This window comes from Duncaniella freteri (genome assembly GCF_004766125.1).
GTDB classification, from domain to species: domain Bacteria; phylum Bacteroidota; class Bacteroidia; order Bacteroidales; family Muribaculaceae; genus Duncaniella; species Duncaniella freteri.
In genome coordinates this window covers 586,389-607,999 of the sequence record NZ_SJSA01000002.1, presented here as the reverse complement: position 1 = coordinate 607,999, position 21,611 = coordinate 586,389, and the positions used below count along the sequence as shown (strand labels likewise).

Sequence of the window (21,611 nt, the reverse complement as noted above, 5' to 3'; positions counted from 1 at the left end):
AGGGGATTGAAACACTGACAATCAGGAATTATGAGACAGAAAGGACTTATTATCTCGTATCTTTGGACAATGCTCTCCGACAGGCTTCTCGACTTTGGCGAGGACTTGCAGCTGTGGGAGGAGCGCAATCTCGACAAACGTTTTCAGGTAGTGTGCGACCCTACAAACTGCGGATGCAATTTCTCGCTGTTCCAGCCAATGGTGTTCAATCTATATCTCCGTTGCTGGGAGCGCAGCGACGGCTATCTTGGATTGCCGGACAATCTTCTGATTGTGGCCAGCTTCGGATGCTCTCCCAAAAACATTGACCGACTATTCCCCTCGTTCCACGACTTCCTGATGGCCACGGCAATATGCACGGCTTCCGACACATCGCTTTTGATGACACAATGGTTTATTCCGCGATAGATGCCGAAGGAAAACGCAATATGTCAGAGCTGCTAATACCCCTCAACTACCATATGATACCCAACAACTACGCTATCAAACCGATAGAATGACAATAGCGTGAAAACAGCAATGCCAATAACGGGAGTGGAATCAACCGCAACCGTTATTGGCATTTGCTCTTGTTAGCCTCTCGGTGTCACTGAGGAAGCTTTTCAATCTTGGATGAATTATTTCAGCTCTATCAACCTCGATATATGGTTGATTCCCCATGTATCCGCTTTTATTGGCATACTTTGAAAGTTCTCTTTTTACCGTTAATCCGGAGGATTACTTTCGGATTTGAGAATTGGGTTATATGCGGAAATTCGAGGGTCACAGTAGCCACTCCATTCTCAACTGTTGTACTGACTGATGTGGCTTTATATTCCTTCCCTTTCCAAGAAGGAACGAAAATTACATCGGAAACTGTATATTGACTTCCAGCCTTATAATCAGTAAAGACGATAGTGACTTTGTTATCGTAGTTGTTGAACCCCTGACAGTGCGGCTTTGCGTAGGCAGCCACATTTATTGCTGCCAAAATCAAGAATATTATAAAATTTTTCATTTTCAACACGATTATAGTTTAGATTCTACCGTCCCCCGGCTGTTGATTGGTCTGTTTCTCCCGAGGCGTTAATCATCTTGTTTGCCTTACGTTTCTGAAGTCCCCATTGCAGATTGTAGTTTATACCGATGTAAGGAATTCGGAAATTGGTCCGCATGTGGCTTTCGTTGGTATTCCAATGGCTAAGAGACATTGAGCCTTGGTCGTACTTTCCGAATGGCATGATGCAGCCGATTGAGAACGACCATTTCTTCCAGTTGTAGGTGAGGTCTATGTGATTTATATCCTCTCCCCATGAGATTCTCTCGCCCCAAAGGTCTCGTTGTGCACGAACATACTGAACCGAAAGAGTGAAGCCATAGTGCATTACTTGCAGAGATACATTGCCGCTCCATGCACTGTTATGAAGATTGTAACCGGTTCCGCGCATACGTTCGGCTCGCCATTGAAGATAACCGCTCAGGACTGCCCATTTCGGCACGATTTCCACCTGAGGAGCAAGAAATAGCGAGATATTTTGCAAGCCGCGGCTGTTCTCGTAGATTGTGACCAGTTTTTCATCTTGCCATTCGAGTAAAGGTGTTATGGCGTTGGGCGATGTATAAGCACGAACACCGAACTGGCCGTAAACACGGGGGATCTGGAAATTGTAACGTAAAGTCAGCATATAGCTGTTGGATGTCTTAAGATCAGGATTGCCGATACGCCATTGGAAGCCGTCGAGCTGCTGTGGCGTGGGATTGGTCTCGGCAAGAGAAGGAGTGGATTGCCATGATTCAAAATTCAGTCGTAGCTGATGCTTCTGATTTATTGAATATGTCACGGCGGCCTGCGGGCGCATGTTCCATGAATGACTTCCGAGATTTGTTTCACGGAAAAGGAAATCGGTATATTGCGCGCCGAGTCCGGCGGTAAGGGTCACTTTGTTAATACGTTGAAAGTATTCGGCAAAAAAGTAGACTTTGTCCTGACGCTGGTGGAATATCTCTCCGCCGAGATTTTCGTAAACAGAACGGTTGCGGTTGGCGGTATAAGACACTCCGGCTGTAAGTCGCGCCTTATTCCAGTTCTTGATATAATCGGCTTCAATTGCATAGACCTGGTTGCGGTCTTTGATATTGGTGTGAATGTCGGTCAGAAAGTTGAGTGTCGATGGGTCTTGCTCTATATAGTCGGAGAAAGTTCGTCCTGTATAAAATTGACTTTTGAAATCGACTACAAATAATTGACGACCTGCAAAATGCTGTTCCCAATAAGCTGAGAACGACGGACGTATACCTTTGTCTCCTTTGATGTCGGTGAGAAAATAGTCGTTAGCCGCATCACTTGAGGACATCAACCCATAGTAAGCCTGCCTGTTGGAAGGTTTGTGCCACCCTCGTGCCTCCAAAACTATCACAGTGGTGTCGGGCTTTATATAGTTGTATGTAGCCCAAAGGTTTGCAATGGAATTATCGATATTGCCACCCCGCGAAGTCTCGTTGCGCGTCAGTGTTTTGCCGTCAGGATAGTGGAATGTCTCAGTATAGTTGCGGTGAACTTTGAGATTTTCGGTCAGTTTATAACCGCCGCCCACTTCAATCTGAGAACGTCCGAAATTAAACTTGACATTTCCATTGTATTGTCCCCATGCCTGATTTAAGGCCTGAGTTGCATAAAGCATCATCGAGCCTCCAACCGTGGGATTGGCAACGATAAAGTTCAGTACGGTGTTTGCTCCGTTATAGCGCAATCCGGGATTTTCAATCCATTCAACGCGCTTTATGGTTGTCGGCAGTAAGTTTTTGACTTGGTCTACAGAAGCCTCACGCCCGTTGATCCGTACCTGCACGGTCTGTCCGGCAGAGGTGATGGTTCCGAGGGCATCGCTAACCGATAGCGACGGTATCATCAGGTTAGAGAGAAGTTGGACACCATTTTTTGCATTGTCAACTGCGCTTCGCGAAGGATGGTAAACATCCATATCGGCTTTGTGAATTACCTTTGGAGCCTCAATTACAATCTCCTTCAACTCTTGAACGGCGATTGTATCCTTTGATTCTTGCGCCGAAACCATAACAGTTGAAGCTGCAAGCAGAAATATTGCAATAAGATTTCGCATAGTTATTCTTTCGATTGGATTATTTGTAAATTTGAAACTGCAACTGTTCTTGCAGAGTTTAAATAAGAAGCTATATGTTCGATGTTGTCTGTATTCCCAAGATCTACTCTCCAAAATATGCCCCGAGGATATTCCTCCCACCATTTACCTTTCTTCGGCATGGAGGAACATATATGGAACACTGCGATATTTTTGTCCTTGTAGGGAATGCGTTGCAGCAATACAAATTGCTTGTCTCCCTTGTTGTAATGCAAATTGGAATAAACTGATTCTACAGGTCCGTTTTCCCAACCGTCATCTTCAATATATGTATTCATCCACCCGAATATGCGTGTAAACTCTTTGCTATAGACCGTCATGGAATCATTATAAAGAGTAATCTCTGTATTGGGTTTCAATGGCTTGTTTTGATGATATGAGACAAACAACAAACCGCGCGCAGGGTTATAAAAGTATATCGAATCCACGGTAATCTCCGGGAACTGCCTTATCCCGTGTGTCAGATATTCAGCCAGTTTGGGAAATGATGCAATCTGTTCAGATGTCTGAATGGAGAGACCGGAGCATGCTGGGACAGCATGGGAGGCATAAAACAGTGCCGAAATCTGCATTTTAGAGCCGGAAGGCAGGATTGATTATCAGCTAATTGCGTCCTGAGTTCGGGGTCGACAGGCGTAAAAACCGGAGCATGCTGGGACAAATGGCCGAAAGCACGCCGCGCCGCGCAGAAAACCGGAGCATGCTGGGACAGTCGCTCTGACGCAAGTCTCTGGCTGTCGGGCGCCTGGCGCAAAAAACCGGAGCATGCTGGGACACTTTTGATGATTTTCAGCTATATTCCCATAAATAAGGAATATAGCCATGGCAACACAACCGATAAGCATGAATATCATCAAGCAGGTGCTGATACGCCTGTCGCAAAAGGAATCGATCCGTTCAATTGCTTCAGCGCTCCATATCAGCAAGAACACAGTCAGCCGCTACAAGTCGATAGCTGAGGCGGACCCTCTTACGACACGCGAACTTATAGCGCTGGAGGACACGGTTCTGAACCACCGTTTCAACGGGGGCAGCCCGGCGTATTGCGATGAGCGGATGGAAGTTCTGAAGGAACTTCTGCCCGCTTTGGAGAAAGAACTGAAAAAACCGCATGTCACATCGCAGCTGTTATGGGAGGAATACCGCAGAGATCACCCCGACGGCTACAGCCTGTCGCAGTTCCGCTATCACATATCCCAGCATATGAAAGCGGTCACTCCCTCGACGTTACTTCGCGACCTGTATCAGCCGGGACAGAAGATGCTGATTGACTTTGCCGGGGACCGTCTGTCGTATATTGACACTGACACAGGGGAGGAGGTGTTTGTGGAGACGTATGTGGCCATAATGCCGTACTCGGGCATGACTTTTGTCATGTGCGTGCGGTCACAGGGGATAGAGCAGTTTCTGATGGCCACGGTCAGGGCTCTGGAGTTTTTCGGAGGTGTCCCGAAGATACTGGTGCCTGACAATCTGAAATCGGCGGTCAAGAAGGCCGATTCCTACGAACCTGACCTGACTACAGGCATGAACGACCTTGCCAACCACTATCTGTGTGTGGCACAGCCCGCGAGAGTTCGCAAGCCCAAGGACAAGGCTCTGGTCGAGGATGCCGTCAACAAGGCCTACCGTCATATCTACGCCCCGCTGCGCAACCGCATCTTCCACTCTCTGGAAGAACTAAACGAGGCAGTCGCTGAGCTTGTCGACCGCTATAACCAGAAGCGGCTGACCGGCTGCGATTACTCGCGGCGTGAGTGCTTCCTGGCCTCCGAGAAACCGATGCTGGCTCCGCTACCGCAGGCTCCGTTCGAGTTCAAACGCCGCGCCACACTGAAGGTGGCCCCGAACAGCTTCATCACCTTCGGGGCGAACCGCAACTCATACTCCGTGCCTTACCGTCTGATCGGGCAGCAGGTGGATGTCACCTTCACAGCCACGCAGGTACGCGTATATCACTCGGGAGAATGCGTGGCCACACACATGCGCTCATACCGCCGCAACGACTACACCTATGTCGAGGAGCACCTTCCTCCAAAATCAAGGGAATACCGCGCATACAGCGCCGAGTACTTCATATCCAAAGCCGAACGCATCAGCCCCGAGTTCAAGACAATAATAGAGGCCATATTCGCCGGAGGACAGCCCGAACAGGTATACTTCCGCACTGCCCAGGGCTTCTTCAGTCTCCAACGCGACAGCGACCCGGCCCTGTTCCGTCAGGCATGTACCATAGCCGTCTGCCACGGCAATCTGCGCTACAGGTTCGTCAAGGCTCTCATCAAGACACAATGCGAGGGCTTCCGTGAGAACGCCGATGAACTGACGCCTCCCGGAAATCACTCCAACATCCGCGGAAAAGCGGCTTTCGCATAATAATCCACCATTTACATAAAAACAACACAATCAATGGAAAGAATCCTTTCTGAACTCCGACAGATGCGCCTTCCGGGAATGGCGCAGACATGGCAGAGCCTGATGGAAACACGTCAGGCAACTTCACTCAACATCGTGGACGGACTCCGTCTTCTCCTTCAGGGAGAACACGACATGCGCCGGGCAAACCGGAATGCCCGGCTTCTCAAAAACGCCCGGTTCCGCTATCAGGTGTCAGTCGACGAACTCGCATACGACTCTGCGCGTGGTCTTGACAAAGCATACATCACCCAGATGTGTGCCGGCGAATACATCAGGCGCGGCATTCCTGTGATCATAACCGGAGCCACCGGCACGGGCAAAAGCTGGCTCGCATCGGCCCTCGGACATCATGCCTGCATATCCGGCTTCAAGACCCGCTACTGGAGCATCCTCAAACTCATGGAAGACCTCGCCATGGCAAGAGTCGAGCGTCAGACCAAGAGGCTCTTCGAGAAGATAGCCTCTTACGACCTGATCATAATCGACGACTTCGGAATCAAGAAACTCAACAACGAGCAGATACTCGACCTTATGGAGATCATCGAGGACCGCCACGGCCGCAAGGCGACAATCATAGCCTCGCAAATCCCCGTCTCCGACTGGTACGACTGTCTGGAGACAAACACCACCGCCGCCGACGCCATACTCGACCGGATGGTGCACTCAGCGATACGTTTTGAGCTAAAAGGCGACAGTCTCAGAAAAAATCATTAACTTTGCAGCATCAAAAGTGTCCCAGTCTGCTCCGGCGCACTGTCCCAGTCTGCTCCGGTTTTTCCATCTGAATCAGCGCGGTATCTGTAATCATCCATTCGCAACCGAATCCGAACTCAAGACCAGTGTTGCTTTTGGCATTACCGGAATAACTGTCAATATGCCAGCTCTCAGAGGAGAATGGCGGAAGTCTTTGCATAGTACATGATGCCAAAGACAATGCTAAGCAACATATAATAAGAGTCTTGTTCATAACCAAAATTTTTCTGATGCAAAATTAATACTGAGAAAAATTCCTTGCCATACCCAAAAGTGTACAAATGCGTTTAGCTGTGAAAACATACACTTTTAGGTATGGCACAACAGAGGGGGTAGTTCTAATTTTGCAGTGAAAATAAATTATGAATATGACAAGTGAAGAAAAACGCCGGATTGCATACTGCCGGATTGCGGTTATAGGGACGATAGAGTTTATAGACAGCATCAAAGCTGAACTTAAACAGTTGGGCTTTGAGTCCATTCAAATAATAACATCTTCTGATGGAATGACTATGCCGAGTAATGTTGATGTTATTGCAGAAAGTGTCAATGAAGGCAGTTCTTGTCGGTCAAAAGATGCGATTATACCTTTAATCCTTCCATTTGACTTTGTAAATGGAGCCGGAGCTATTGTGGTAATGCCGGGCGAAGGCCGAGATCTGTTGAATAAACCGAACCTCAGACAGTGGGCGGCTAACTATATGGTGGGTTACTGCGCATTTTGGAATGTGGAGGGCTGCAACTGGTTACGCAATTCTCTGACGGATATAGAGAAAGGGGTAACTAACGATACTGCAAACAAAACGGCGGCATATATGAGCGCAAGAATAGCAGCCAACATCGCGGTCGGACGTGAGGTCAAACACTTCCCTCGATTCTACCAGTGCAAGAATTTAGAGTAACTTGTTGTTTGTAGCCGCTACGATGGCTTCAGAGATATTGCGAACATCAAGTTTCTCGAATATGCGCTGACGGTATTTCTTGATGGTGTCAGGTGACAGACAGATTCTGTCGGCTATCTCCGACATGGTATACCCTTGAATTGAAAGAGTAAGCACCGCCTTTTCCCCATCGGTAAGAGATGGCATCTGCTGTTTGTCCCATCTGCGGGTATTTCGGTTATATTCAAAATATTCCGAAGAATCGACACGGTGTATCTCGATATGACCGGGAGATGTATGGGTAGATGCCGATACGACTCATTATCGGGAATGAAGAAATCGTCGGTCGTTTTCATCTCAAAATGCGAGTTATGCGTAAGAGCTAATTATTCCAACTCCATCATATCGAAGAACATCAAACGGGTGTGGTCACTCAAAATCTTCTCTGATAATATCTTGAAATCATTCTTTTGATAGAAATCGATGGCGGATAGATACGCATCAACAGTCAGGTAACGGAAAGCGGAGTAGTTGGGATTCTCGTTGAGCATACCTTTTAGGAGGTTCATCAGGTCAGTACCGATATTACGCCCTTTATATTGTGACGATACTGCGAATCGGCCAATCTTGATAGCCGGATAACTTCCGAATTGCTTACGCTCGGGGAATCCTCCCTTAATCTTTTTCCATTGACTGTTCGTCACATCCTGACGGCTGATTCTGTCATTCAGGAGACAAAGTTACAACAAATTCGCCACTTGACCAAATGTACCTTGACGAATTTTGTCAAGACATATTTGAGTTTTAAGTTATACTACCTCTTATTTCCGTAACTTTCATGATCTCATATATCGTGTTTGAAAAATACAGTGCAACCAAAAGACAAGGCTAACAAAATATAGTACCTTTGCAGTGGCTTTGACAATGAGCTAAAATAGAAGTGGAATATCGGAAACAAACTGCACTGAAAAAAGAAGAAACCGTTCGTATTGACACCCCAAATAAGTTAAGAATCAATAAAAGCATTAAATCTTCATCCTTTAGAATGTACCGTTAAAGGTTACGACCATATTTCTGACTTATTGCTTGCAAATTATTGAGTAATAAATGGTTGTAAATACCATAAATGAATCCAACTGCATATAAAAAAGATGGTTGCGCATGATTAGCGCAACCATCCAAAAGACGTTGTTGTGTTAAAAGGCTTTATACCTCAGCTATCACTTCGATTTCAACAAGCACTTGTTTGGGAAGTTCGCGTACAGCGACAGCTGAACGAGCCGGGAATGGCTCAGAGAATGTGCGGCCATATACTTCGTTCATGGGGCCGAAAAGGCTCATGTCGGCAAGGAAAACGGTGGTTTTAACCACGCGGTCAATGCTGGTTCCCGCCGCAGCAAGGAGGGCTTTTACGTTAGCAAGAGATTGTTCTGTCTGAGCCTGGATGCCTTCAGGGACTTCGCCGGTGGCAGGATTTACAGGGATCTGACCAGAGCAGAAAAGCAGTGAGCCGCACTTGATGGCCTGGCTGTAGGGACCAATAGCTGCTGGAGCTGATGTTGTGGAGATTACTTCTTTCATAACTTTTAGAAATGATTAATAATGAATATATAATTGAAAATTGGGGTATTTAAAGATCGGTAAGAAGGGTCTTTCCCTCTGCCGAAGATATCTGCCGATATATTTCGTCGCACACTTTCACGACTTCTGGGAATTCTTTATCAAAACCAGGTATGAAGTTGTCTTCTCCATGATTGCGGAGCGTGTCGATGACAAAGGAGACAGTGTAATGATCAATGCTCAGGGAGGGCTGTATGGGGAGATCATCGGATATCTCTGTTTCCCCCAGAGGGGCGACCCTGACAAGTAGGCCACAGTTGAGCAGCCGTTCTGTGATATTGGCTGCAAGGCGTGACGGGATGTCATATCTGCTGGCTATTTGGGCTACAGTAAGTGGGGATTCGCCTGCTGCAAATCGTTTTAGGACTGTTGACAGCACTGCGATAGACACTTTGCGGCGGTAATTCTCAGATATGTTTTGCGTCTGCTTGTTGAAACTGAACAGAGATATGTTCTGTGCTGAGCAGCATATAAGAGCTCCGGCAAGGGTGATCAGCCATGACATCTGCATCCATATGAGCATCAATGGAAGGAACGAGAAAGAGCCGTAGATGGCATTGTATTTGGAGACATACAGCTGTCCTGTGACGAACAGCCATTGCAGCACCTGAAATGAGGTTCCTGCTATAGCTCCTGCCGGAAATGCGTTTTTGAACTTAACCTTGGCATTAGGTATTAGCATGTAGGCTCCTGTAAAGAATAACCATGCGAACAGGAAGCTGACACAGTCAAGGAGGAATTCGATAAAAGGCGTAACGAAATCAAACGGCAGAAGGTGCTGTATGGTTTTTGACATGAATATCTGAAGACCACCGGAGCATATCATTAACACAGGTAGAATTATGCAGATGGCAAGATAGTCAGTGACTTTGCGGAATATGGATCGGTCGACAGTGACTCCCCACACCTCGTTGAAAGTCTCTTCAACGCTGTCAAGGAGCGATATAATGGTCCATAGGAGGAAAACCAGACCCACACCTACAAATATCCCTTCCGAAGCTTGGGCGAGGCAGGAATCGACAAACGAGAAAGCCATCTCCAGTGCTTTATGCTGGGATGGAAAATAATGGAAAAGCTGTGTTTGCAGCAGGTTCTGGAATCCGAATCCTCTGCCTATGGCGAATACCAAAGCCAGAGCCGGGACTATGGCAAGAAGTGTGCGATAGGTCATAGCGCACGCCTTGCTTTGAAGATTTGAGCTTAAAAAAGTCTTTACAGTTAGATTGACGGTCTTGATGATGTTGACCTTAAGCGTGGTCCTATGGTCCTCCCACACTCCTTCTGAGCAGTATGCCCATATGGCCATTACACGAGCGTAGATGCTCTTGTAACGTGATTCAATCCTTTCGGTAAACTTCTTTTCACTTTTCATCGTCAGATGGCTCTACATATGTCTTTGCTGCCTGGGCTCTTGCTATATCGAGCGCGCGGGTGAGCTTTTCTTTTTCCAGTGATGCCACTTTTGCTCGTCGCATAGTGGTGGAGTATTCATACAAGGTGGCTATTTCCTGAGCCTGAGCCTGTGGGAGAGGCATGGAGTATGATGTGGAACCATTAAATGTCAGAGTCATGGGCTGGGAATAGTGCAGCTGGATGAAATGACCAAGGGAGTCGCATTCAGCACCCATGTATGTAATTACTTCAGCACCCATTGAACGGTCGTTCCGCTCGCCGTCGTATGCAACTGTAGAGGTCGATGCGCTTGCCCCATCGCATGCCACTGTGACCGATGTGCTTTTCACAGCCTTGGACTTGAGTGACGATATAAGATAGAAGTTGCCGTTGGGTGTAAGTCGTGCCTGAATGCCGTTGGAGCCGACTATGCCTCCGTCCTTGGCATTGATGCCTACATAGTATCCTTCTATCGGATTCTTGACATAGCGGATAAGTTTCTGCAATGAATCTCCTTTCACTCCGAGAGTCGCAAGAAGGGAGTCGGCTGTCTCAAGCCTATGGAGCGTCAGGCCTTCAGTGGCACGAGTAGTGAGATGTAATGCCTTGCGGCGTATGTCAATCTGTGAGGGATAGCTTCTTTTTAGAGAGTCCGTAATAGAGAGAGCCAGGATATAGTTGCCTGAATCGAACGCCTGAGTGGCGGAGTCAAGGAGTGCCTGTGCTCTATCCTTGTCTGCCGAGCCTGAACAGGAGGCAAGCAGGGTTAATGAGGTAAATATGGCGAGTGGTGTACGCCATTGTCTAATTGCTGCGTTGAACATCTTTTACGCCTTTTACGGTTTTTATTTTTTTGATTATATTGTTGAGCGCGGATGTGTCGTTGATACCAAGCACGAGGAAGCCAGAGAACATTCCATCATGCGACTCGATTGATATGTTGCGCATATTGACATCCTTCTCTTTGTTGATTATGGATGTGATATTGGTCACAATACTTATGTCGTCGTTGCCCAAGATGCGCACTGTGGCGGCAAACTGATTGCCTGCTTTCCCTGACCAGCGTGTGCGTATCACGCGATAAGGATAGCGTTCGCGTATGTGATTTGAATTCGGGCAATTCATGCGGTGGATCTTGATGACACCTTCTGCCGATACGAATCCGAACACATCATCTCCATAGATGGGGTTGCAGCATTTTGACAGCCGGTAATTGACCCCCTTTATGTTATCGCCGATCACAAGTATGTCATCATTGCCATCTGAAAGGCGTTCGTTCGGGTCTATTAGCTCGAACTCCTCTGCGCTTCGCCTCTCAATCTCAGCTTTATGTTCGGCAGAATAAATTAGCTCATAGGTGGCTATGACATCGTTGACATCGATCGATTCATCTGCTATGGCTTTATAGAAGTCAGTGACTGTGCGATATCCCAGTTTTTTTATGGATCGCATCAGTGTGCCCTCCTCAAGTTCTATTTTCCGGTTTTTACAGCGGCGTTGCAGCAGTTCACGACCGAATTCTGACGATCGGTTGGCTCGCTCATTGATGGTCTGGCGTATCTTGTTGCGTGCCTTGTTGGTCACTACGAAGTTGAGCCAGTCGAGTTTGGGGGTTTGCGACGGAGATGTTGTGATTTCTACTGTGTCGCCCGACGAGAGCTTGTGATTGAGTTTGCGGTTTCGTCCGTTCACCTTGCCGCCGACACATGAGCATCCGAGTTTAGAATGTACGGCAAAAGCGAAGTCGAGCACAGATGCTCCCATAGGGAGCCTGTAGAGGTCGCCCATAGGAGTGAAGATGAACACCTCTTTGTCATACAGGTCCATCTTGAAATTTTTCATGAGCTCCATGGGGCCGTCGGCGGTCTCAAGAATGTCACGAACATTGTTCATCCATGCGTCCAGTTGGCCCTCGCTCTTTATGCCCTTGTATTTCCAGTGGGCTGCGAGACCTTTTTCTGCAACGAGGTCCATCCTGCGAGTGCGTATCTGGACTTCGACCCATTTGCTGTCAGGTCCCATGACGGTGGTGTGGAGAGACTCGTAGCCATTGCCTTTAGGGATTGAGAGCCAGTCCTTGAGCCTTTTCGGATTGGAGGTGTACATATCCGTGACTATCGAGAACACCCTCCAGCACTCAGCTTTCTCATCCTCACGCGGTACATCAAGAATGATACGGATGGCGAAGAGGTCATAGATGCCCGACAGTTCCACCTGTTGCTTGCGCAGCTTATTCCAGATGGAGAATATGCTTTTGGTGCGCCCTTTGATTTCATATTTTAGCCCGGTCTTGTCGAGTTTCTCTTTCACCGGGGCTATGAACGATGCGATATATGCGTCACGAGCCGCTTTTGTCTCGTTGAGCTCACGAGCTATCTTTGTATAGGTTTCCCTTGACGAGTATTTGAGCGACATGTCCTCAAGCTCGCTCTTTATTTTGTAAAGGCCGAGGCGATGGGCGAGGGGTGCGTACAGATAATTCGCTTCAAAAGCTGTATCGATGACGAATTTTTCGTCAGGATGATGGTTGATCGCCCTCATAAGCGTCAGGCGGTCTACTATCATGATTATGATGACACGTATGTCATCGGCAAGTGCCATAAGGAGCCGACGGAAATTGTCGGTTTTTACTACAGTCTGTTTGCCGTAAAGAGTGGTCACTTTCATCAGTCCGGTGACAAGGTGAGCCACATCGGCATCCCATAGTTCTTCTATGCGGTTGATATCAAGCACTCCTGCCGCACACAGATTATATATGAGTGTTGCTACAATCATGTTGCGGTCAGGCGATACCATCTCACATAGTGCTATGCATGTCTCTATCGAGCGCACCGAAGGGTCGATACCGTGGGTGCGTGATGGCAAATATCCGGATTTGATGGCTTCTTTGTGTACCTTGCGAATCTTGGCATAGTCGGTAGGCTCGCTCACAACCGAAGCCTCAGAGGCGAGCCGGCGTACAAGTTCGCGTATATCGGACAGCTGTTTGTTGTTTCCTTCCATTTTGTAGAGTAGAGATGGGCTTGACTTGACTTGAGAGATTTCTATTCTCGCCTGGAGATGCATGCTCCGGCCGATGACAGGCGGGTGTCGATAGCTTCGTATCCACGGTCGATCTGGTCGATGTTGTCGATCGTCGACATGCCTTTCGCACTCAAGGCTGCTATTAGCATCGCTATTCCGGCTCGGATGTCGGGGGAGTGCATATTGTTGGCTCTAAGGGGCATTTTGTGGTCAAGGCCTATCACCACAGCGCGGTGAGGGTCGCATAGCATGATCTGTGCGCCCATGTCAATGAGCCGGTCGACAAAGAACAGGCGGCTTTCAAACATCTTTTGGTGTATCAGCACTGATCCTCGACATTGTGTCGCGGTCACAAGCATTACAGAAAGAAGGTCGGGGGTCAATCCGGGCCATGGAGCATCGGCTATGGTGGGGATCGATCCGTCGAGGTTGGTTTCGATCTCGTATACATCCTGTGCAGGGATGAAGATATCGTCGCCACGGCGTTCGAGTCTGATGCCTAGCCTGCGGAAAGAATCGGGGATTATACCAAGATTATCGTAGGACACATCCTTGATGGTGAGCTCGCTTTGAGTGAGTGCAGCCATGCCAATGAAACTTCCCACCTCGATCATGTCGGGGAGTATGGTATGGTCCGCTCCGCCGATATGGTCCGTCCCTGTGATGCGAAGCAGGTTGGAGCCGATGCCTTCGATCTTAACTCCCATCTGAGAAAGCATTCTGCACAGTTGCTGCACATATGGCTCGCAGGCTGCATTATAAATGGTGGTAGTGCCTTCAGCGAGTGATGCAGCCATTATGATGTTTGCGGTGCCTGTCACAGAAGCCTCGTCGAGGAGCATGTAGCATCCTTTAAGACCGTTGACTGTTACAAGGTAATATGCCTGACGCTCTTCGTTATAGGCTATCATAGCTCCGAGCTTGGAGAGTCCGGAGATGTGGGTGTCGACCTTGCGTCGGCCTATTTTATCACCACCGGGCTTGGCAAAATATGATTGACCAAGGCGTGCAAGCAAAGGTCCTACAACGAGCACAGAGCCTCGCAATCCGGCGCAACGTGCTACAAAATCGGCACTTGATATGTAGTCCTCATCAAGATCATCGGCTTGGAACCGGTAGCTGTGTTCACCGATCTTTTCCACCTTGACATTCATTGCCCTGAGGAGGTCAATGAGGTTTTTCACGTCCAGTATGTTAGGCACATTATGAATGGTGACAGGCTCCGAGGTCAGCAGCACTGCGCTAATCACCTGGAGTGCTTCATTTTTTGCTCCTTGTGGTTTTATGTTGCCGTTCAGGCGATGTCCGCCTTCGATGATGTATTTGCTCATTGTTTTAAATAGTTGATAAAATAGAGGAAGAGTGATGTGTATACAATTTTTATATTGTGCTAACGTGGTTGTGGTCAGATGTGTTCAACTTCTGGATTCAATGTGATGCCATATCTCTCTCTGACAGACGCTTTGATAGCATTTTCGAGATCCAATACCTCTGAAGCTGTAGCGTTGCGGTCAGGGTTTATAATCACCAGTGGTTGCAGATGCCATACAGCCACATTGCCGGACCGATGTCCTTTCCACCCGCATCGGTCAATCAGCCACGCTGCCGGAATTTTCCAGCCACCTTCGGTATTGAAGTGAGGGAATGAGTCGTTGCCTTCCACTTCGATTACATGCTCCAGTTGCTCATTGCTGACCACAGGGTTCTTAAAGAAACTTCCTGCGCTCGGCACTTCAGTGGGGTCGGGGAGCTTGGAATTACGAACATTGATCACCGCCTCGCGCACTTGTGAAGGAGTGGAAGGTGGGGTGGGGAATAAGTGCTTGAGTGCGGGATAGTTGATATTGGGTTTCGGTTCTTTTGAAAGCCTGTAGACAACGGAGTGTATTATCATGCATCCCCGCAATTCCTGTCGCTTGAATATTGAGTCACGATAGCCGTAATGGCAATCGTTGCATTCTATTGTCACAAATTCCTCCCTTTCTCGGTCGTAGGCATTGACTTCAACAATGGCATCGGCTGCTTCCGAGCCATATGCCCCAACATTCTGCACAGCAGATGCTCCCACTTCTCCGGGGATTCCTGACAGGTTCTCTATGCCCCAAAGCCGGCGGTCACAAGCCCATAGGATGAAATCGTCCATTTTTTCTCCGGCACCGACCATGACCTTTACTTCCGATGGTGTCTCGTCAATCACTTCTATCCCTTTGATCGCGCTGTGGACCACAACCCCAGGGAAATCGGATGTGAATAGCAGATTGCTGCCTCCTCCGATATGAATGAAGTCAACGTCAGGGCGTAAAGTGGAGAGTATGAACGGGATATCCTCAGGGCAGTCATACTCGATATAGCAGCCGCATTTTGCTGGAATAGCAAATGTGGTCACGGATGATAACTCGAAATTTTGTCGCGTAGTAATCATAGCACAAATTTAGCATAAAATTTTCAATAAAAACAGATGGAAATTAAAAAATAAATTTCTACCTTTGCACCGCAATTGACCACAAGGAGAGATGCCGGAGCGGTCGATCGGGGCGGTCTCGAAAACCGTTGTGCCCTTACGGGTACCCAGGGTTCGAATCCCTGTCTCTCCGCAATAAACATTGAAAATCAATCGTTTACAAGAATTACACCCAGTTTTACACCCTACAATGTAAAATTGGGTGTTTTTGTATTATTTAAGAAAACTGCCGAGCGACTATGCATTGATCAGTGATTCTTTCGGATCAGTCCGAAAACCCTGTGGGCATAATATTTTGAAAAAATTCCAATATTGCAATGTAAGAATACAGATTCTTTTAAGGCATTATAAATTAAGTATGTCAGACAACCGCTTGATTGGGTACCAGTATTATAACTCATCGTTTACGATTAATCACCCACATGGTTTTCGGACTGACCCATTCTTTCCATTTCCAATTACCTTATGAAGTCATGAAACAATATCATACACAAAGCCATTCCCAAACATTCCGACGCGAATCCTGCCACAGCAAACGGCAATGCGAACATCACTGCTACTGTAACGGCAATCCAAGTTATGATTACTTTGCGACTTTCCATAGCAGTATACAATTATTAGCGGTAAAATCCGTATGTGAACCTAATTGTTTGAACTCGTTCATATCCTGTTTCCGTAAAAGATTAAGTATTTCCGAATATTGCTTTTGACATATTGAAGATTATGATGTCCGGGCGATATATGATGCTCGACGCAGATTCCATGTGATATTAATTTCTTGGACAATGATTCCACCGCATTGTTGAAACCACCCTCATCTTCATCCCCTGCATCAAGAAACCACTCTTGCTTTTGATGTAGCTTTTCAAATCGCTCGAACTCCAGAGGATTGTTTTTATGAAAACTGTGTTCGTACGGTAAAAGCCAAAGTTTCGTTACTAAATCGTTACCTATTCCCTGCCGGACAAAAACGGTAACGATTTGTCCTCAAATGACCTGATAATGACTTGATTAGTCCATAGTCTGCATAACTCGAAAACGAGAGGTAAAAAATTAATTTTGCAACTAAAAAAGTGAGTTATGAAATCGACATTCAAGGTTCTTTTTTATTTGAAGAAAGGCATTACAAAATTACTAAAATATCCGCAAAAACAAATCAATCGGTTTGTTTTTGCGGATAAAATAAAGCGGACTGATGGTTAGTCCACTTTATTTGAGTACTTTATAAGATATATATTCCTTAAAGAGTAGCTTTACTTATACTCCTGCCATGACTTGATGCTAATATCATTGACATTCATGTGGCAGAAAGCCTCGATGAACGCTCCTGCAAGCCGGGCATTAGTGATAAGTGGAATATTATGGTCAATGGCTCCACGACGTATACGATAGCCGTTGGTCAGTTCTCGCTTGGTGTGGTTCTTGGGGATGTTTACAATGAGGTCGAACTTGTGATCAGCAATCATTTTCATCACATTCTCCTCGGCATCGGCACATTCGTCGGGCCAATATACCGGAATGGCAGGTATACCATGTTCGTTAAGGAATGCTGCTGTGCCTGCTGTTGCATAGATCTTGTATCCCTTAGCTGCAAGAAGACGGCTCGGGTCGAGAAGATCCACCTTGCTCTTTGCTGCACCAGACGAGAGCATTATACCACGCTCGGGTATATTAAAGCCAGTGGCGAGCATGGCATTGAGAAGAGCTTCGTCGAAGTCATCACCGATGCATCCCACTTCTCCGGTGGATGACATGTCTACGCCAAGCACAGGGTCGGCCTTGTGGAGTCGGGAGAAAGAGAACTGAGATGCTTTGACGCCGATACGGTCAATGTCGAAAGCCGACTTGTCGGGACGAGTGTAGGGGGCATCAAGCATAATACGTGTCGCGGTCTCGATGAAATTGCGTTTCAGCACCTTTGACACAAACGGGAATGAGCGTGATGCGCGAAGATTACATTCGATAACCTTGACCTCGTTGTTGCGGGCGAGGAACTGGATATTGAACGGTCCGGATATATTGAGCTCTTTGGCTATCTGGCGGCTGATCTTTTTGATGCGCCGTGCTGTAGCGAAGTAAATTTTCTGAGCCGGGAACACAAGAGTGGCGTCTCCTGAATGAACACCTGCAAACTCCACGTGTTCTGAGATGGCATACTCTACGATCTCTCCGTTCTGTGCCACAGCATCAAATTCGATCTCCTTGGTGTTTTGCAGGAACTGGGATACCACAACAGGATACTCCTTGGAGACGTCAGCTGCCATTTTAAGGAAGTTGACGAGCTCGTCTTCGTCGTAGCATACATTCATAGCGGCACCAGACAATACATAGGATGGACGTACAAGCACAGGGTAGCCCACTTTGTCGACAAAATCCTTTACATCATCGATGCTTGTAAGCTCCTGCCATGCAGGTTGGTCTATGCCGAGCTGATCGAGCATGGCTGAGAATTTGTTGCGGTTCTCGGCGCGGTCGATTGATATCGGGGATGTGCCGAGGATGGGCACTGACTGACGATAAAGCTTCATCGCCAAATTGTTAGGTATCTGTCCTCCTACAGACACAATCACTCCGCGGGGCTGTTCAAGATCGATCACATCGAGAACTCTCTCAAAAGAAAGTTCATCGAAGTACAGACGGTCGCACATGTCGTAGTCAGTCGACACGGTCTCGGGGTTGTAGTTGATCATGATCGACTTATATCCGAGCTTGCGGGCTGTCTGAATGGCATTTACCGAACACCAGTCGAACTCTACTGACGAGCCGATGCGGTAGGCTCCAGACCCGAGCACCACGACTGATTTCTCATTCTTGTAGTAATTGACATCATATCCCTCAACGGCATAGGTCATGTAGAGATAATTGGTCAGTTCGGGATGTTCGCTTGCCACAGTGTTGATACGCTTTACGGCAGGAAGGATGCCGAGCTGTTTGCGGCGTGCGCGCACCTGAAGATTTTCTTTCTCCATATTTCCTTCGGGATTGATCACGAAACGTGCAATCTGGAAGTCGGAGAATCCGAGTACCTTGGCTTCACGAAGCACATCGGCGGGGATATCTTCTATATTATTATATGTGGAAAGTTTTTCTTTGTAGTCCACAATGTTCTTTAGCTTACCAAGGAACCATGGGTCGATCTTGGTAAGCTCATGAATCCTTTCTATGGTATAACCCTCTTCGAGAGCCTGGGCTATAGCAAAGATGCGCAGGTCGGTGGGGTGGGAGAGTTCGCGTGTGAGGTCATCGAAATGCAGTCCGTCGTTGCCGACAAATCCATGCATTCCCTGACCGATCATGCGCAGACCCTTCTGGATTATCTCTTCGAATGAGCGACCTATCGACATGATTTCGCCTACCGATTTCATGCTTGAGCCTATCTCGCGGCTCACACCTACAAACTTGGTGAGGTCCCATCTTGGAATCTTGCATATCAGATAATCAAGAGATGGTGCCACATAAGCAGAGTTAGGGGTGCCCATCTCTCCGATCTGGTCAAGGGTGTATCCAAGAGCGATCTTTGCGGCAACGAATGCCAGCGGGTAGCCGGTGGCTTTGGATGCAAGGGCTGAAGAGCGCGACAGGCGGGCGTTCACCTCGATGACACGATAGTCGTTGGTCTCGGCATTGAAGGCATACTGTATATTGCATTCTCCTACGATACCGAGATGGCGGATGCACTTGCGGGAAAGTTCCTGAAGCATTTCCACCTGGTCCTGAGAGAGAGAGCAGGTGGGAGCCACAACGATTGATTCTCCTGTGTGTATGCCTAAGGGATCGAAATTCTCCATGCTTGCGACAGTGAAGCAGTGGTCGTTGGCATCGCGGATAACCTCAAACTCTATTTCTTTCCATCCTTTGAGTGATTCCTCTACAAGAATCTGGCTGGAGAATGTGAATGCGCTTTCAGCAAGCTTGACAAACTCCTCCTCATTGGTGCAGATTCCGCTTCCAAGACCACCAAGAGCATAAGCCGAACGGACCATTACCGGATAGCCTATCTCGCGAGCAGCCTTGAGGGCATCATCCATGCATTCAACAGCGTGGCTCTTCGGAGTCTTCATCGGGATCTCGTCGAGTTTCTTCACGAAGAGGTCACGGTCCTCGGTATACATGATAGCCTCGACTGAAGTGCCAAGTACTTTTACACCATATTTGTCAAGGACGCCGCTGAGATACAATTCGGTGCCGCAGTTGAGGGCGGTCTGACCGCCGAACGCGAGCAGAAGTCCGTCAGGCTGCTCTTTCTTTATGACCTCTTCAACAAAATATGGTGTCAGAGGGAGGAAATAGACCTTGTCGGCAATGCCTTCAGATGTCTGGATCGTTGCGATGTTGGGATTCATCAGCACTGAGCTGATACCTTCTTCGCGTAGGGCTTTGAGTGCCTGAGATCCGGAATAGTCAAATTCACCTGCTTGTCCGATCTTAAGTGCACCTGATCCCAGTACGAGTACTTTCTTCAGTTTCTTTTCCATAATGGTATAAGTTGTGAGAATAATTGACGAATATGGCAAATAAGAAAAAATGCGTTACCCTGCGAGTGGATAACGCATTTTTATATTATTGTATGATCAGTTTTTAAAGTGTAATAATGCATCAAAGTGATTCTTTGGCTGCAAAGTTAGTAATAAATACTCACTCCGGCAAAAATTATTGAGAACTCTCGTGGAATTTTTGTAATTTTGTATGCGGAAATAGTAATTATATTCATTAAAATCTAAAAATAGGTATATGTCTAAGATTGGAAGTAAGTGGACATCGTGTGGCAGAAAAGCTATGCTATTGGGTAGCGGAGAGCTTGGCAAAGAGGTGGCACTCGAACTTCAGAGGCTGGGAGTGGAAGTTGTGGCATGTGACAAGTATGCCAATGCTCCTGCGATGCATGTCGCTGACAAGGCTTTAGTGTTTAATATGCTTGATCCAAAAGCCTTGCGCGAGAATATTGAGAGAGAGAAACCTGACCATATAATCCCGGAAGTGGAGGCTATCGCGACACAAGTCCTTGTGGAGCTTGAAAAGGAGGGTTATAATGTTACCCCAACAGCCCATGCCGCTTATCTCACAATGAATCGTGAAGGCATACGCCGGCTGGCGGCAGAGGAGCTTGGTCTCATGACTTCCCCATATCGTTTCGCTTCGGATTACAGTGAGTTTGTCGATGCTGTTGCTGCTGTAGGCATCCCATGTGTCGTTAAGCCGATAATGTCGTCAAGCGGGCATGGGCAGAGCGTGATAAAGACTCAGGATGACATTGAACGGTCGTGGCGCATAGCCCAGGAAGGTGGCCGTGCCGGGGCTGGCCGTGTCATAGTAGAGGGTTTTGTCGATTTCGATTATGAGATCACATTGCTGACAGTGCGTTCAATAGCTGGCACTACTTTCTGTGAGCCGGTAGGGCATATTCAGGTTGACGGTGATTATCGTTATTCATGGCAGCCTCAGGCCATGGCAGCCGAGGCCAAGAACAAGGCTCAGGAGATAGCCGGCAAGATCACAAGCGCGCTCGGAGGATATGGCATATTTGGCGTCGAGCTTTTTGTGAAAGGTGACGATGTGATATTCAGTGAGGTTTCACCGCGCCCGCACGACACAGGAATGGTGACAATGATATCACAGGACATGAGTGAATTTGCGCTTCATGCCCGCGCACTTCTCGGGCTTCCTGTGCCTGAGATACGTTTCTTCGGTCCTTCCGCCTCTCGTGCCGTAGTGGTAGAGGGCGAATCGAGCTGCATTGAGATCGGCAATCTTGAAAAAGTGCTTGAAGAACCTGGTGTGCAGATGAGGATATTCGGAAAACCGGAAGTCAAAGGGCATCGCCGCATGGGTGTGATTCTTGCCACGGCCGATACAGTGGAAGAGGCTCGCGAGAAGGCTGAACGAGCTTACGGAAAGCTTGAAATAGATATACATTAGCCTCTTGGA

General features: G+C 47.6%; 19 protein-coding genes and 1 tRNA gene. 6 read left to right on the top strand and 14 right to left on the bottom strand.

Translation table 11 applies throughout. The annotated features are described in order from the left end of the window. Positions 1-30 precede the first annotated feature (30 nt). A complete protein-coding gene (locus tag EZ315_RS12745) occupies positions 31-408 on the top strand; it encodes a hypothetical protein (protein ID WP_135472408.1) in 378 nt (125 codons plus the stop codon). 262 nt (positions 409-670) lie between these two features. Here the strand turns inward: EZ315_RS12745 and EZ315_RS12740 are convergent, their stop codons facing one another. The 3 genes from EZ315_RS12740 to EZ315_RS16405 are packed head-to-tail and all read right to left on the bottom strand — an operon-like array spanning position 671 to position 3,709. Further along, positions 671-997 carry a hypothetical protein gene (locus tag EZ315_RS12740; protein WP_242452602.1) on the bottom strand — a complete coding sequence of 109 codons (327 nt, stop codon included), beginning with the start codon at positions 995-997 and terminating at the stop codon, positions 671-673. 25 nt (positions 998-1,022) lie between these two features. After that, positions 1,023-3,098 carry an outer membrane beta-barrel protein gene (locus tag EZ315_RS12735; RefSeq protein ID WP_170957548.1) on the bottom strand — a complete coding sequence of 692 codons (2,076 nt, stop codon included), beginning with the start codon at positions 3,096-3,098 and terminating at the stop codon, positions 1,023-1,025. A 2-nt stretch (positions 3,099-3,100) separates the two neighbouring features. Further along, entirely contained in the window at positions 3,101-3,709 is a 609-nt protein-coding gene (locus tag EZ315_RS16405) for a hypothetical protein (protein WP_170957547.1), read from the bottom strand. Between the two features lie 250 nt (positions 3,710-3,959). Here EZ315_RS16405 and istA point away from each other — a divergent pair, with 250 nt between their 5' ends. Continuing rightward, positions 3,960-5,513 (top strand): IS21 family transposase, encoded by a 1,554-nt coding sequence (gene istA, locus EZ315_RS12730; protein WP_135471434.1) that lies wholly within the window; start codon positions 3,960-3,962, stop codon positions 5,511-5,513. 33 nt (positions 5,514-5,546) lie between these two features. Then, on the top strand, positions 5,547-6,269 hold the full coding sequence (istB, locus tag EZ315_RS12725) for an IS21-like element helper ATPase IstB (RefSeq protein ID WP_135471433.1): 723 nt from the start codon (positions 5,547-5,549) through the stop codon (positions 6,267-6,269). A 10-nt stretch (positions 6,270-6,279) separates the two neighbouring features. On the opposite strand, the gene EZ315_RS12720 is transcribed toward istB, so the two are convergent. Beyond that, positions 6,280-6,468 (bottom strand): hypothetical protein, encoded by a 189-nt coding sequence (locus tag EZ315_RS12720; RefSeq protein ID WP_135472406.1) that lies wholly within the window; start codon positions 6,466-6,468, stop codon positions 6,280-6,282. A gap of 208 nt (positions 6,469-6,676) precedes the next feature. Between EZ315_RS12720 and EZ315_RS12715 the strand changes: the two genes are divergently transcribed. Further along, entirely contained in the window at positions 6,677-7,210 is a 534-nt protein-coding gene (locus EZ315_RS12715; RefSeq protein WP_135472405.1) for a hypothetical protein, read from the top strand. Here the strand turns inward: EZ315_RS12715 and EZ315_RS12710 are convergent. The 8 genes from EZ315_RS12710 to murB form a co-directional block, all read right to left on the bottom strand. Beyond that, positions 7,202-7,396 carry a response regulator transcription factor gene (locus EZ315_RS12710; RefSeq protein WP_135472404.1) on the bottom strand — a complete coding sequence of 65 codons (195 nt, stop codon included), beginning with the start codon at positions 7,394-7,396 and terminating at the stop codon, positions 7,202-7,204. The two genes, EZ315_RS12715 and EZ315_RS12710, sit on opposite strands and share 9 nt — an antisense overlap. A gap of 179 nt (positions 7,397-7,575) precedes the next feature. Next, positions 7,576-7,893 (bottom strand): GNAT family N-acetyltransferase, encoded by a 318-nt coding sequence (locus EZ315_RS12705; RefSeq protein WP_170957546.1) that lies wholly within the window; start codon positions 7,891-7,893, stop codon positions 7,576-7,578. A 502-nt stretch (positions 7,894-8,395) separates the two neighbouring features. After that, positions 8,396-8,770, bottom strand: a complete 375-nt coding sequence (locus tag EZ315_RS12700; RefSeq protein ID WP_135472402.1) for a RidA family protein — start codon at positions 8,768-8,770, stop codon at positions 8,396-8,398. Positions 8,771-8,819: 49 nt separating this feature from the next. Next, positions 8,820-10,181 carry a YihY/virulence factor BrkB family protein gene (locus EZ315_RS12695; RefSeq protein WP_135472401.1) on the bottom strand — a complete coding sequence of 454 codons (1,362 nt, stop codon included), beginning with the start codon at positions 10,179-10,181 and terminating at the stop codon, positions 8,820-8,822. After that, positions 10,171-11,025 carry an outer membrane protein assembly factor BamD gene (locus EZ315_RS12690; protein WP_135472400.1) on the bottom strand — a complete coding sequence of 285 codons (855 nt, stop codon included), beginning with the start codon at positions 11,023-11,025 and terminating at the stop codon, positions 10,171-10,173. Before EZ315_RS12690 ends, EZ315_RS12695 begins: the two co-directional genes overlap by 11 nt. Continuing rightward, entirely contained in the window at positions 11,006-13,204 is a 2,199-nt protein-coding gene (locus EZ315_RS12685) for a RelA/SpoT family protein (RefSeq protein WP_135472399.1), read from the bottom strand. The genes EZ315_RS12690 and EZ315_RS12685 overlap by 20 nt, the downstream gene beginning before the upstream one ends. A 41-nt stretch (positions 13,205-13,245) precedes the next feature. Then, on the bottom strand, positions 13,246-14,556 hold the full coding sequence (murA, locus tag EZ315_RS12680; RefSeq protein ID WP_135472398.1) for a UDP-N-acetylglucosamine 1-carboxyvinyltransferase: 1,311 nt from the start codon (positions 14,554-14,556) through the stop codon (positions 13,246-13,248). Between the two features lie 74 nt (positions 14,557-14,630). After that, positions 14,631-15,647 carry a UDP-N-acetylmuramate dehydrogenase gene (murB, locus tag EZ315_RS12675; protein ID WP_135472397.1) on the bottom strand — a complete coding sequence of 339 codons (1,017 nt, stop codon included), beginning with the start codon at positions 15,645-15,647 and terminating at the stop codon, positions 14,631-14,633. An 85-nt stretch (positions 15,648-15,732) separates the two neighbouring features. On the opposite strand from murB, the gene EZ315_RS12670 reads away from it, so the two are divergent. Further along, positions 15,733-15,819: transfer RNA gene (locus tag EZ315_RS12670), tRNA-Ser, on the top strand. A gap of 325 nt (positions 15,820-16,144) precedes the next feature. On the opposite strand, the gene EZ315_RS16400 is transcribed toward EZ315_RS12670, so the two are convergent. Both EZ315_RS16400 and carB read right to left on the bottom strand, forming a co-directional pair. Next, on the bottom strand, positions 16,145-16,288 hold the full coding sequence (locus EZ315_RS16400; protein WP_170957545.1) for a hypothetical protein: 144 nt from the start codon (positions 16,286-16,288) through the stop codon (positions 16,145-16,147). 651 nt (positions 16,289-16,939) lie between these two features. Continuing rightward, positions 16,940-20,161 carry a carbamoyl-phosphate synthase (glutamine-hydrolyzing) large subunit gene (carB, locus tag EZ315_RS12660; RefSeq protein WP_135472396.1) on the bottom strand — a complete coding sequence of 1,074 codons (3,222 nt, stop codon included), beginning with the start codon at positions 20,159-20,161 and terminating at the stop codon, positions 16,940-16,942. 256 nt (positions 20,162-20,417) lie between these two features. Between carB and purT the strand changes: the two genes are divergently transcribed. Then, positions 20,418-21,602, top strand: a complete 1,185-nt coding sequence (purT, locus tag EZ315_RS12655) for a formate-dependent phosphoribosylglycinamide formyltransferase (RefSeq protein WP_135472395.1) — start codon at positions 20,418-20,420, stop codon at positions 21,600-21,602. The last annotated feature ends 9 nt before the right edge of the window (positions 21,603-21,611 follow it).

What these genes read in the sequence shown, in the direction of transcription:
- EZ315_RS12740 (WP_242452602.1), bottom strand. Translation starts at nt 997, where the DNA reads ATGAAAAATTTTATAATATTCTTGATTTTGGCAGCAATAAATGTGGCT.
- EZ315_RS12695 (WP_135472401.1), bottom strand. Translation starts at nt 10,181, where the DNA reads ATGAAAAGTGAAAAGAAGTTTACCGAAAGGATTGAATCACGTTACAAG.
- EZ315_RS12745 (WP_135472408.1), top strand. Translation starts at nt 31, where the DNA reads ATGAGACAGAAAGGACTTATTATCTCGTATCTTTGGACAATGCTCTCC.
- EZ315_RS12735 (WP_170957548.1), bottom strand. Translation starts at nt 3,098, where the DNA reads ATGCGAAATCTTATTGCAATATTTCTGCTTGCAGCTTCAACTGTTATG.
- EZ315_RS12700 (WP_135472402.1), bottom strand. Translation starts at nt 8,770, where the DNA reads ATGAAAGAAGTAATCTCCACAACATCAGCTCCAGCAGCTATTGGTCCC.
- carB (WP_135472396.1), bottom strand. Translation starts at nt 20,161, where the DNA reads ATGGAAAAGAAACTGAAGAAAGTACTCGTACTGGGATCAGGTGCACTT.
- EZ315_RS12710 (WP_135472404.1), bottom strand. Translation starts at nt 7,396, where the DNA reads ATGCCATCTCTTACCGATGGGGAAAAGGCGGTGCTTACTCTTTCAATT.
- EZ315_RS16405 (WP_170957547.1), bottom strand. Translation starts at nt 3,709, where the DNA reads ATGCAGATTTCGGCACTGTTTTATGCCTCCCATGCTGTCCCAGCATGC.
- EZ315_RS12690 (WP_135472400.1), bottom strand. Translation starts at nt 11,025, where the DNA reads ATGTTCAACGCAGCAATTAGACAATGGCGTACACCACTCGCCATATTT.
- istA (WP_135471434.1), top strand. Translation starts at nt 3,960, where the DNA reads ATGGCAACACAACCGATAAGCATGAATATCATCAAGCAGGTGCTGATA.
- murB (WP_135472397.1), bottom strand. Translation starts at nt 15,647, where the DNA reads ATGATTACTACGCGACAAAATTTCGAGTTATCATCCGTGACCACATTT.
- murA (WP_135472398.1), bottom strand. Translation starts at nt 14,556, where the DNA reads ATGAGCAAATACATCATCGAAGGCGGACATCGCCTGAACGGCAACATA.
- EZ315_RS12685 (WP_135472399.1), bottom strand. Translation starts at nt 13,204, where the DNA reads ATGGAAGGAAACAACAAACAGCTGTCCGATATACGCGAACTTGTACGC.
- istB (WP_135471433.1), top strand. Translation starts at nt 5,547, where the DNA reads ATGGAAAGAATCCTTTCTGAACTCCGACAGATGCGCCTTCCGGGAATG.
- EZ315_RS12715 (WP_135472405.1), top strand. Translation starts at nt 6,677, where the DNA reads ATGACAAGTGAAGAAAAACGCCGGATTGCATACTGCCGGATTGCGGTT.
- purT (WP_135472395.1), top strand. Translation starts at nt 20,418, where the DNA reads ATGTCTAAGATTGGAAGTAAGTGGACATCGTGTGGCAGAAAAGCTATG.
- EZ315_RS16400 (WP_170957545.1), bottom strand. Translation starts at nt 16,288, where the DNA reads ATGGAAAGTCGCAAAGTAATCATAACTTGGATTGCCGTTACAGTAGCA.
- EZ315_RS12720 (WP_135472406.1), bottom strand. Translation starts at nt 6,468, where the DNA reads ATGCAAAGACTTCCGCCATTCTCCTCTGAGAGCTGGCATATTGACAGT.